The sequence below is a fragment of the Pseudomonas sp. LB3P14 genome, assembly GCF_054898045.1.
In genome coordinates, this window is the sequence record NZ_CM142714.1 from 6632443 (window position 1) to 6643692 (window position 11250).

11 protein-coding genes are annotated in these 11250 nt (G+C 58.2%); 6 read left to right on the plus strand and 5 right to left on the minus strand.

The window, feature by feature from the left end; genetic code table 11:
* Window positions 1-109 precede the first annotated feature (109 nt).
* On the plus strand, window positions 110-1468 hold the full coding sequence (locus ACYZT5_RS30455) for a transporter substrate-binding domain-containing protein (protein WP_462048626.1): 1359 nt from the start codon (window positions 110-112) through the stop codon (window positions 1466-1468).
* Between the two features lie 162 nt (window positions 1469-1630).
* Window positions 1631-1918 (plus strand): DUF3509 domain-containing protein, encoded by a 288-nt coding sequence (locus ACYZT5_RS30460; protein WP_461974037.1) that lies wholly within the window; start codon window positions 1631-1633, stop codon window positions 1916-1918.
* 170 nt (window positions 1919-2088) lie between these two features.
* On the opposite strand, the gene ACYZT5_RS30465 is transcribed toward ACYZT5_RS30460, so the two are convergent.
* Both ACYZT5_RS30465 and ACYZT5_RS30470 read right to left on the minus strand, forming a co-directional pair.
* Entirely contained in the window at window positions 2089-2952 is an 864-nt protein-coding gene (locus ACYZT5_RS30465) for a TIGR02285 family protein (RefSeq protein ID WP_462048627.1), read from the minus strand.
* 58 nt (window positions 2953-3010) lie between these two features.
* On the minus strand, window positions 3011-4210 hold the full coding sequence (locus ACYZT5_RS30470; protein WP_462048628.1) for a CaiB/BaiF CoA transferase family protein: 1200 nt from the start codon (window positions 4208-4210) through the stop codon (window positions 3011-3013).
* Window positions 4211-4357: 147 nt separating this feature from the next.
* On the opposite strand from ACYZT5_RS30470, the gene ACYZT5_RS30475 reads away from it, so the two are divergent.
* The 3 genes from ACYZT5_RS30475 (at window position 4358) to ACYZT5_RS30485 (ending at window position 8049) form a co-directional block, all read left to right on the plus strand.
* On the plus strand, window positions 4358-4900 hold the full coding sequence (locus ACYZT5_RS30475; protein ID WP_007897614.1) for a YaeQ family protein: 543 nt from the start codon (window positions 4358-4360) through the stop codon (window positions 4898-4900).
* A 66-nt stretch (window positions 4901-4966) separates the two neighbouring features.
* Complete coding sequence (gene recJ, locus ACYZT5_RS30480; RefSeq protein WP_462048629.1) at window positions 4967-6676, plus strand: single-stranded-DNA-specific exonuclease RecJ; 1710 nt, start codon at window positions 4967-4969, stop codon at window positions 6674-6676.
* Between the two features lie 266 nt (window positions 6677-6942).
* Window positions 6943-8049 (plus strand): NADH:flavin oxidoreductase/NADH oxidase, encoded by a 1107-nt coding sequence (locus ACYZT5_RS30485; protein ID WP_462048630.1) that lies wholly within the window; start codon window positions 6943-6945, stop codon window positions 8047-8049.
* Between the two features lie 63 nt (window positions 8050-8112).
* Here the strand turns inward: ACYZT5_RS30485 and ACYZT5_RS30490 are convergent, their stop codons facing one another.
* The gene (locus tag ACYZT5_RS30490; protein ID WP_462048631.1) at window positions 8113-9738 is read right to left on the minus strand and encodes a glucan biosynthesis protein D; all 1626 of its coding nucleotides are present in this window, start codon (window positions 9736-9738) and stop codon (window positions 8113-8115) included.
* Window positions 9739-10151: 413 nt separating this feature from the next.
* Here ACYZT5_RS30490 and ACYZT5_RS30495 point away from each other — a divergent pair, with 413 nt between their 5' ends.
* Window positions 10152-10337, plus strand: a complete 186-nt coding sequence (locus tag ACYZT5_RS30495; protein ID WP_282377029.1) for a hypothetical protein — start codon at window positions 10152-10154, stop codon at window positions 10335-10337.
* A gap of 9 nt (window positions 10338-10346) precedes the next feature.
* On the opposite strand, the gene ACYZT5_RS30500 is transcribed toward ACYZT5_RS30495, so the two are convergent.
* Together ACYZT5_RS30500 and ACYZT5_RS30505 are read right to left on the minus strand one after the other, a co-directional pair.
* Window positions 10347-10550: a hypothetical protein gene (locus ACYZT5_RS30500; protein ID WP_462048632.1), complete on the minus strand. Its 204-nt coding sequence runs from the start codon at window positions 10548-10550 to the stop codon at window positions 10347-10349.
* Window positions 10551-10650: 100 nt separating this feature from the next.
* On the minus strand, window positions 10651-11163 hold the full coding sequence (locus ACYZT5_RS30505; RefSeq protein ID WP_462048633.1) for a BRO-N domain-containing protein: 513 nt from the start codon (window positions 11161-11163) through the stop codon (window positions 10651-10653).
* Window positions 11164-11250: the final 87 nt, after the last annotated feature.

Below are 11250 nucleotides of genomic sequence, written 5' to 3' on the forward strand. Positions count from 1 at the left end.
GTCACATTTTGAAGCCCGTCTCCTGACGGGCTTTCTCATTTCTGCATGCCACACTTGTTGCGTTTTCGCCCTATGAAGGACGGGCGAGTTGATCGTGAAGGAAGTTGTAATGCTGTTTTTAAAAGGGTTAAAGCCAGCTGCGTGCTGGATGTTTTTTTTAGTTGGCACCCTGGGCTTTGCTCAATGGGGGAGCGCGTCGCAATTGACGGCTTCCGAGTCCAGGGGATCCGTCGTCAACGCAGCGATCGAGCTGGACGCTCAGGAACTTGAATGGATTGCCGAGCATTCGCCAGTCATCGTCGCATCGGTGCAATATCCGCTGTACCTGTTCAAGGATGAGCGCGGCCACTGGAGCGGTTTGAACAATGATCTGCTCAACCGCATCAGCGCCATGACTGGATTGCAGTTTGTTCATGAAGAGTCGTTTTCTACCGATCAGTTGCTTGGACGGCTGGAAAGCGGTGCCGCGGACATGAGCACGACGCTGGCGATGAATGACGAACGCAAGACGTTTCTGGATTTCAGTCATGCGTTCGGTGGCGCTGGCTGGGTGTTCGTCGGGCGGGCCGGGGCGCCAGTGGTGCAATCCTTGGAGCAGCTGTCGGGAAGGGTTCTGGTGTTGCCGACCCGGCATGCGCTGGAGGCCACGATTCGCCGCGACAATCCGGAGATCGATCTGCGCTCGGTTAAAACCTATACGGAGGCCCGGGCGTTGGTCGAAAGCGGTGAGGCCTATGCCACCATCGAGAACGAAATCGGAGCACAACTCTATCCGTCCGGTCAGCTCAAGGTCGGGTATACGGTGGAGGGCAAATGGGAGGCAGACCACCTGGCCGTCCGCAAAGGTCAGCCGCAATTGTCGAGCATCCTCAACAAGGCGCTTGAGGCGTTTCCTCCTGCCGAATTGCGCGCCATTCGCCTGAAATGGCTCAATGGGATTGCCCCCGTTCAAGTGCCCGGCAACTGGCACCGGCTCACCCAGTGGGGCTGCTGGGGAATGTTTATCGTCAGTCTGTTCGGCCTGCTGTCTCTGCTCTGGAACCGCCGGCTCACGGTATTGATCCAGCAGCGCCTGGATGCCGAGAAAAGTCTGAGTGATCAGCTCGCCTTCCAGCATGCGTTGATGGACGCCATGCCCGATCCGATGTTTGTTCGTGATCTGGAAGGGCGTTTGATCATGTGCAACAAAAGTTATGAAGAGGGCTTGTCGACCCGTTTCGACCAGATCCAGGGCCGACAGTTGATTGAACTGGACGTCTTTCCCAAAGAAACTGCCGAACTGCTGCATGCAGAGTTCATGGCCCAGCTCGGTACGCGCAAGACCCGCTTCAGTGAGCGTCAATTGATGTTCAACAACGGCGTCAGGCATATCTATCAGTGGACGGTGCCTTTTTACAGTGCCGACGGGCAATTGCGGGGCCTGCTGGGGGGATGGACTGATATCGGCAAGCGCAAGAAGCAGGCGTGACGCGGCTGTTTTTTCTCTGTCATCTAGGCCGTGCATGCTCTATCGACCAGAGGCGCAGGTTCACCTGCAGTCGGCATCCAGAACTTTCTTCTCGGGCCAGAGGTCATTTACTGTGGACACGCCCCAGGCACTTTGTTTTCGGACTATTGAGTGGTGATCGAGATGGAAAGTATCAGTCTATTGCTCGGTGAGGCTCTGAGCCCGTATCAGGTCACGTTGACCCCGTCAGGGACCCATGGCGAATGCCTGGTGACACTGAAGAATGCGTCCGGGGCTATCGTGGTCGAACGCGCGTTCAATCAGGCCCAGTTGACCAGCAAGCGTCTACTGACGGATGTGGTCGACGGGTTGCATCGCGACGTGCTGATCGCGGAAGGTCGGCTGGAGCCCTGCGTCATAGCGGCGTTGCGCAATGCGGCTCAGGACAAGATCCTGGCCAATCGAAATTGAATTGTTTTTTGTGGGAACCTTCCTGCGCCTATGTCAGTCAGACCATGTAACAGCAGGATCAAGCATTGTGCTCCGGTGCTTGTAGCTTGCTGCTACTGGTCTTTATGTAGGCCACGTTTAACCCCGAGTCGTCTCCCCACTTCTCGGGGTTTCTTTTTGCCTGCGATTTGTCATTGCTCGGCCTGCTGTATGAAAAATGCCCGGCTGGCTTCCAGGTAGTCGCTGCGACTTTCGGGGTCCAGCCAGGCGGCGTATGCCTCGCTCAAGTGATCGTGGGGCAGGGTGCGCAGCAGTTGGTTGATCTCGATGATCGCCTGCCGGCCCTGAGGGGTGTCGGTACAGCCGATGTAACCGGACAGGTATTTGCCCGTGCCGCGAATCGGATAGAACTGCAATTCATCCTCCGCGATCCCTTGCTGCTGGGCTTGGTAGCGGATTTCCGGGCGGTATCCCAACAGCATCCGCAAGCGCCCCAGGCGTTGCATTTGCAACAGGCTGCCCAAGGCGTCGTTACCGTAGTGGAGAGTCAGTGAGTTGGCTGGCGCTTGTTTGAGCAGCGCGTCGAGATATTCGCCATAGTTGCGCTCGGCAATAATGCCCAGCTTCTCGCGGCCACTGGCCAACAGGGAAACCAGGTCCACTTCGCCTTCCTTGATGAAGGGCGTCAGCACCTCCCGATCATCGCGGCGCACGGCCAATCCATTGCTCATGGCCCGAAACACCGGAATGGAAAACGCGATCCAGCTATCGCGCTCCTTGCTCCAGTTCAGCGCCGCATCGCACGTGAGGGACGGCTCGTGGAGCATTTGCAAGCCGCGAGCGCGATTGACTCGCATCAGGGTGTGTTCGTATTGCGGCATGCGGGCGATCAGCAGTGGTAACAATTGATCGATCACTCCCTGGCCCTTTTTCGATCCTTCGAAAATCATCAGCGGTGGAAGATCGCGCAATAACCAGACCAGGGTTTCTTTCGGTTGCGCCAACGTTGACTGAGCCTGGCCGGCGAGCAAAAGGAAAAATACGAACGCGCACACTGCTCGTCCGCCGCGCGACAGGCAGTGGTTGATGGGCCGCGAAAGCGGGCGTTTCAGCTTAGATAGCCCCGTCTTCACGCAGCTTTGCGATCTGTTCCTTGTCGTAACCAAGATCGTTGAGTACCTGCGCATTGTGTTCGCCCAACTGCGGCCCGACCCATTCCGAAGTGCCGGGTGTCTCAGAGAGTTTCGGCACTATTCCCGGCATCTTGAAATCTTTACCGTCCGGCAACTTGGCTTTCAGGAACATTTCCCGGGCCAGGTACTGTGGATCACCGAACATGTCTTCAGCGCTGAAGATCCGACTGGCCGGGACGTCGGCCTGATTCAACTGCTCGATGATGGTGTCCAGCGGCAGCGAGTTGACCCAGCGATCAATCACCCCATAAATCTCGTCGCGACGGCTATCGCGTCCGTCGTTGCTCGCCAACGCAGGGTCATTGGCCAGGTCCTCGCGGCCAATGATCAGCATGAAGCGTTTGAAGATCGCGTCGCCATTGGCGCCGATCTGCACATGTTTACCGTCTGCACTGGTGTGGATAGAGGAGGGCGTAATGCCCGGCATGATGTTGCCGGTGCGTTCGCGGATGAATCCAAACACATCGAACTCGGGGACCATGCTTTCCATCATGGCGAAGATCGCTTCATACAGCGCCACATCCACCACTTGGCCGAGGCCGCCATTGACTTCGCGATGACGCAGGGCCATCAGTGCGCCAATCACGCCCCAAAGTGCGGCAATGGAATCGCCGATGGAAATACCGGTGCGCACCGGTGGTCGGTCTTCGAAACCGGTGATGTAGCGCAAGCCACCCATGGATTCACCGACGGCACCAAAGCCTGGCTGATCCTTCATCGGCCCGGTCTGACCGAAGCCCGAGAGACGCACCATCACCATTTTCGGGTTCAGTGCGTGCAAGACTTCCCAGCCCAGACCGAGTTTTTCCAACACGCCTGGGCGAAAATTCTCGATCAGGATGTCCGCTTCGCTGAGCAGTTTTTTCAGAATTGCCAGGCCCTCGGGGTGTTTCAGGTTCAGCGTCAGGGACTTCTTGTTGCGCGCCTGAACAAACCACCACAGCGAAGTGCCTTCATACAACTTGCGCCATTTGCGCAATGGATCGCCGCCATCGGGGGACTCGATTTTGATCACTTCGGCACCGAACTCGCCGCAAATCCGCGAGGCAAACGGCCCGGCGATCAGCGTACCCAATTCAATGACTTTCAGACCTGAGAGCGGTTTTCCGGTGAGCGGCATGCTGAATCCTGTAGGACAGAGGCTGAGCGAATACAGCGTTTTAACATAGCCGAACGTCAGACGACCAAGGTTGATCGCCTTCCATTCGTGGATTGCCTACCGCATCGGTTAGACTTGCCGCCTTTCCCCGTATCAAGAAGCCCGTTCATGGCCCAGCCGTCCACGACCTACAAGTTTGAACTGAACCTTACCGACCTCGATCGCAGCGTGTACGAGAGCGTGAAGCAGACCATCGCCCGCCACCCTTCGGAAACCGAAGAGCGCATGACCGTGCGGCTGCTGGCCTACGCCTTCTGGTACAACGAGCAGCTGTCGTTCGGTCGCGGTCTGTCAGACGTGGATGAACCTGCCCTGTGGGAAAAGAGCCTGGACGACCGCGTTCTACACTGGATCGAAGTCGGCCAGCCCGACGCCGATCGCCTGACGTGGTGCTCGCGTCGTACCGAGCGCACTAGCCTGCTGGCCTACGGCAGCCTGCGCGTCTGGGAAACCAAAGTGATCCCGGCGATCAAAAACCTGAAAAACGTGCACATCGCGGCTGTTCCGCAGGAAGTGCTGGAAACCCTGGCCAAGGACATGCCCCGCGTTATCAAGTGGGATGTGATGATCAGCGAAGGGACGATTTTCGTCACCGACGACCGTGGTCAGCATGAAGTCCAGTTGCAGTGGCTGAGCGGCGAACGCGGCTGATTATTCGCAGCTAACCTGCGTCATCCGGTTTTATCCTACGTATTCAAGAGAAGTACCTGTCACCCCATGCGCATCGAACCTCGCCTGTTGCCCGACACCCTGCCATTCCTCGGCGACCTGCCGCCGCTGCTGACGCGTCTTTACGCGGCGCGGGGTGTGCTGTCCGAGGCTGAACTGGACAAGAGCCTGGCGCGGCTGATCCCGTTCCAGCGGCTTAAAGGTATCGATGCGGCGGTGGAATTGCTGGTGACGGCGCTGGAGCAGCGCCAGCGGATTCTGATTGTCGGCGACTTCGACGCCGATGGCGCGACGGCCAGTACCGTGGGCGTGCTGGGGTTGCGGCTGCTGGGCGCGGCGCATGTCGATTATCTGGTGCCGAACCGATTTGAGTACGGCTATGGCCTGACCCCGGAAATCGTTGAGGTAGCGCTGACGCGCACGCCTCAGTTGCTGATCACCGTGGACAACGGCATTTCCAGTGTCGAAGGCGTGGCAGCGGCGAAAAAGGCCGGGCTGAAAGTCCTGATCACCGATCACCACTTGCCCGGCGATGAACTGCCGTTGGCCGATGCCATCGTCAATCCGAACCAGCCGGGTTGCGAGTTTCCGAGCAAGGCGCTGGCCGGCGTCGGAGTGATTTTCTACGTGTTGATGGCCCTGCGCGCGCGCTTGCGTAGCCTCGGCTGGTACGAGAGCAAGCCGCAGCCGAACATCGGCGAGTTGCTGGACCTGGTGGCGCTGGGCAGCGTCGCCGACGTGGTACCGCTGGATGCCAACAACCGGATTCTGGTGCACCAAGGCCTGGAACGGATTCGCGCCGGGCGTGCTCGGCCAGGCATCAAGGCGATTCTCGAAGTGGCCAAGCGTGAACCTGCGCGCATCACCTCGACCGATCTGGGCTTTATTGTCGGCCCGCGCCTGAATGCGGCGGGGCGCCTGGATGACATGAGCCTGGGCATCGAATGCCTGCTCACTGAAGACGCCGGTCTGGCGCGTGAAATGGCCGTGCAGCTCGACGGCATGAACCAGGACCGCAAATCCATCGAGCAGGGTATGCAGCGTGAAGCGCTGGCTCAACTGAAGGATTTGCCAGTCGAGTCGATGCCGTTCGGCTTGTGCCTGTTCGATCCCGAGTGGCACCAGGGTGTCATCGGAATCCTCGCATCGCGTATGAAAGATCGCTATTTCCGTCCGACCATTGCCTTTGCCGATGCCGGAGATGGCTTGCTCAAGGGCTCGGGGCGTTCGGTTCAGGGTTTTCATATTCGCGACGCGTTGAGCGTGGTGGCGGCGCAGCATCCGAATCTGATCAGCAAATACGGCGGCCATGCGATGGCAGCCGGCCTGACGTTGCCGGAAGCGAATTTTCCATTGTTCGCCGAAGCCTTTGACGCTGAAGTGCGTAGGCAATTGCGCGAAGAAGACCTGACCGGGCGCCTGCTGTCGGACGGCACACTGGCGGTCGAAGAATTCCACCTGGAACTGGCCCGCGCCCTGCGCCATGCCGGTCCATGGGGGCAGCACTTCCCGGAGCCGCTGTTTCATGGGGTGTTCCAGCTGGTCGAGCAGCGGGTGGTCGGCGAGCGGCACCTCAAAGTGGTGCTGAGAAGCGAATGCGGCTCGGTGAAGCTGGATGGCATTGCCTTCGGCATCGACCGCGACATCTGGCCGAATCCGACCATCAAGTGGGTGGAATTGGCCTACAAACTCGACCTCAACGAGTTCCGTGGCAACGAGACGGTGCAGTTGATGATTGCCCACATCGAACCGCGTTGAACCCTTCGCGGGCAAGCCTCGCTCCTACAGGTATCGGTGATCTGTAGGAGCGAGGCTTGCCCGCGAAGGCGATTTCCTTCACACCGAATCCCTCGGAACCCTCCCTCATCCCCTGATGTCGACTAGGCTCTAAGCACTGCTTGATTATCCTTGTGACGTCTTGTCGAATTTTTGCCCGCGGGGGCGGGTGCTGCACCTTTTTCCTGTCACTCGTCGACTTTTCAAACAGAACCCTGGAGCCTGCCCACTGATTCGAGAGGTGCCCCATGAGTCTGCTGCTTGAACCCTATACCCTTCGCCAATTGACCCTGCTCAACCGCATTGCGGTGTCGCCGATGTGCCAGTACTCCAGCGTCGATGGACTGGCCAATGACTGGCACCTGGTCCACCTCGGCAGCCGCGCTGTTGGCGGGGCCGGTCTGGTGTTTACCGAAGCCACGGCGGTGACCGCCGACGGACGCATCACCGCCGAGGACCTCGGCCTGTGGAACGATGAACAGATCGAACCGTTGCAACGCATCACGCGCTTCATTGCGGCTCAAGGCGCGGTGGCCGGCATTCAGCTGGCCCACGCCGGGCGTAAGGCCAGCACCCATCGGCCGTGGATCGGCAAACATGGCAGCGTCAAACCCGAAGACGGTGGCTGGGTTCCGGTGGGCCCTTCGCCGATCGCCTTCGACCCGCAGCACACACCCCCCACGCAGCTCGATGATGGCGAGATCGCTGAGGTCATTCAGGCCTTTGTCGCGTCGGCCAAGCGAGCACTGACCGCCGGTTTCAAAGTGGTCGAAATACACGCCGCCCACGGTTACCTGTTGCATCAGTTTCTTTCGCCCCTGAGCAATCAGCGACGCGATCAATATGGTGGTTCGTTCGAGAATCGAATCCGGCTGGTGCTACAAGTCACCGAAGCGGTGCGTGCGGTGTGGCCTGAAGAACTACCGCTGTTCGTGCGGGTGTCGGCCACCGATTGGGTGGAAGACGGCTGGAATCCGGATGAAACCGTGGAGCTGGCGCGACGCCTCCAAGCGTTGGGCGTAGACCTGATCGACGTCTCGTCGGGCGGTACCGCAGCCAACGCCGAGATTCCTACAGGTCCCGGTTATCAGACCCGCTTCGCCGAACGTGTGCGCAAAGAGTCAGGTATTGCCACTGGCACGGTAGGAATGATCACCGAGCCGGCGCAGGCCGAGCACATTCTGCGTACCTGCCAGGCTGACATCATCTTCCTGGCCCGTGAACTGTTGCGAGATCCCTACTGGCCGCTGCATGCCGATGATGACCTGGGTGGACGCAAGGCCATCTGGCCGGCGCAGTATCAGCGGGCAACCCATCGTGAACAGCCGATTCACGAGTCGGATCTGCGCGACTGACTGACGCTGTAAAACCAAAAAGCCCCGATCGAGTTGACCGGGGCTTTTGTATTTCTACAGCCGTCAGGTGTACTTGCGCTTATCCGGTGCCGGTGGGAAATACTGGTACAACCAGGTCTCACTCAACGTCCGGTCATGGGTGCGAATGAACAACCGCAGTTCCACCGGCTCCACGCTGTCATTGGTCGGGTACCAGTCAAAGGTAATTCGGTAACCCTTGATATCATCCAGCACCAGCACGTTGAAATCCTTCACCTGCCCATTCGAGCAAGTGACCACCGGCTCGATCGCCGCACCTTCCGGCAGGCGGTCCAGGCCGCCGCCCGTGAAGTCCACGGCAAACCGTCGCGCCCAAACTTCCGGGTAATGCTCGCCGGGGGCCCAGCCTTCGATGAAGCCGCCCATGCCCGAACGAGTAGCGTTGACCCGCGCCAACGGCGTACCCACGGGCGGCACAGCGCTCCAGTAGAGCTTGTAGCCGTAGTTCAGTGAATCACCGGCCGCGACCGGTTTCTTCGGGGTCCAGAACGCGACGATGTTATCGAGGGTTTCGCCGGTCGTAGGAATTTCCATCAGATCGATAGAGCCTTCACCCCACGCGGTCGTAGGCTCTACCCAAAGGCTCGGGCGCTTGCTGTACCAGTCGACGGTGTCCTGATAGCTGGCGAACTCATGATCGGTCTGCACCAGGCCGAAACCTTTCGGATCAGTGTCGGCGAAGGCATTGAATTGCAGGGTGGCCGGGTTGTTCAGCGGGCGGCAGATCCACTCACCGTTGCCGCGCCACATGGCCAGGCGATCAGAGTCGTGGATCTGCGGGTGAATCGTGTCGCACATGCGTCGTTCATGGGTGCCGCAGCTGAACATGCTGGTCATCGGCGCGATGCCCAGTTGTTCGATGGCGGTGCGCGCGTTGATGTGGGCATCGATGCCCATGACGACCTGGCTGGCCTGACAGTCAATGTCGAAACGGTAGGCACCGGTAGCGCTCGGCGAGTCCAGCAGGGCGTAGACCACGAAGCGGGTACTGTCCTTGTCCGGGGTCTCGAACCAGAACTTGGTGAAGTCCGGGAATTCTTCACGCTTCTTGGCATACGTATCAATCGCCAGACCGCGAGCCGACAGACCGTACTGGCCCGAGGCATCTACCGCACGGAAATAGCTGGCGCCGAGGAAGGACAACACGTCGTGCTGGTCCAGCTCCGGGGCCTTGAACAGCTTGAACCCGGAAAACCCCAGATCGCCCGTGAGCTGCTTGGTGTCGACCGTGGTTTTTTCATAATTGAACAGGGACGGGCGGAAATGCACCTCTCGCGCCTGACGCGTCTTGGGATCGACGCTGTACATGCGCACCGGTTGTTTGAAACCCATGCCGACGTGGAAAAACTGCACATCCAGCTGACCGTTGAGGTCATTCCACAGCGAATGGTTGCCGTCGTACCGGATCGCGTTGAAATTTTGCGGCGTCATGGTCGCCAAGGTCGGCGGCAGTACCTGCTTGGTGTCCTGATATCGATTGCCGGCGAGCTGCTTGGCCTGGATCTTCAGTGCTTCGAAGTCGAACGCCTGAGCCTCGCCATCCGCCGCGCTGTTACCGGCCCAGGCCCGCGCAGCCAGCAGCCCGCTGGCTGATAATCCGGTGTAGGCAGCGATGGCCATGGATGCTTTGAGCAAATTCCTGCGGTGCATAAGTACAACCTGTCGTGAACAATCCCGCGCCGTTCCTGGCACGTGCTGGATCAAAAATGGAGGTTTGGACATGCCTTCGGCCAAACGCAACGGACATTAAACAGATAACAAATAGCTTAGACCGTTCGGTTGCGGAGAAAAAATGATTAGTAGCACTTTGGCTTCGTGGCAATGAAACAAGAGATGTCGGTTAAGTTTTCTGACAGTACTTTCTGATTTATAGGGCATTTCTGCTTTTTTTGACTAATTACTCTAAAAACCACTTTTCAGCGCCAATTTAATTCCTATTCTATGGACATGACCGGTTTCGGCCCTCCAGGCCGGTGGGTTCAGCAGGCACAACGCGACTGCTGAAAGTAGTAGGGCGATGCGGTTTTCTGGAGTTTTCTTTGACGTATAGAAGGATATCGTCCATGTCGAAAGTACAAGGCATCACCGAACTGTTAGGCATCTTTCCCTGCCTGGCTACCGGGCGGCGAAGGCGTCGGCTCAGTTCGGACGAAATGAAATTGTTAGAGCGCTACCGGGAGCTGTCGGAAAGCGACCAGATTGCGATGCGGTATCTGGTGGATGCGATGAGGAGTGTTTCGCGGTTTTGACCGAGATGGTTACCGTAAAGGCCATTTGGCTTTTACGGTGGCCAGGCGGGTCAATTTTCCTGCATCGGCGTCGGTGATGCCTTCGTGGATTGCTTGGTGGCGAGCAGCGATGTCTTTTAGTTCGATGGTCTGTCGCAGATACTTTTCTGCAAAGGAGCTATCACTTGGAATGACTTCTACAACGCTTTGGCTGCTGATGCACAGTTTGCTCATGGCTACGGATTACTCATTCAGGAGGGCAATTGAATAGGTGTACCCAAACCAAAGGGGCGGACTGTGAAGTCTGCCCCTTCTTCATTTTTTCACCTTACCTTCAGCTGCAAGTGCCTACGATCGTGAACGGTCGCTGTACCTGCATCAGATCAGGCATATCCCGCCACTTGATCCAGGCCTGATGCTGCCAGTGCAGAAGCGGCACTGAGATTCCTGCCCACTGCAACGTACTCAGGCTTGGAATGTTATCCACAGATGCCGATTTCGAATTACGCAGCATTGGGATGACTACGTTGCTCAACCATTGGCGCAGGTTTCGGTTTTCCGGGATGAAATGGTGGACGAGAAGGGCGTACATCCCTGATTCGCTGACCATCAGTGATTCGACGTTGTTACCGCTCTTGAGCAGCCAGACATATCGACGTTGATCGGGATCGAGCTTCAGGGTGAGGCGTTGATCCATCGGGCGACCCATCAGGCGACCGAGATCCTGGACGCAGAACCAGGCTTGGTTGTCCTGCATGAAGGCGTGGAGAAAGCGGTTGTGGCGGGTGAATACGGTGGGGGTGAAATGAGGATGGATTTCAGGCGGATTTGGTGTGTACTCAAGCATTTTTTCGACTCCAAGTTGAAAAGGGAGCCGCCACTCAGAGGAGCGCGGTTGCGCCATATTGATTGTGTTCCGGCTTCGACCCCGGGT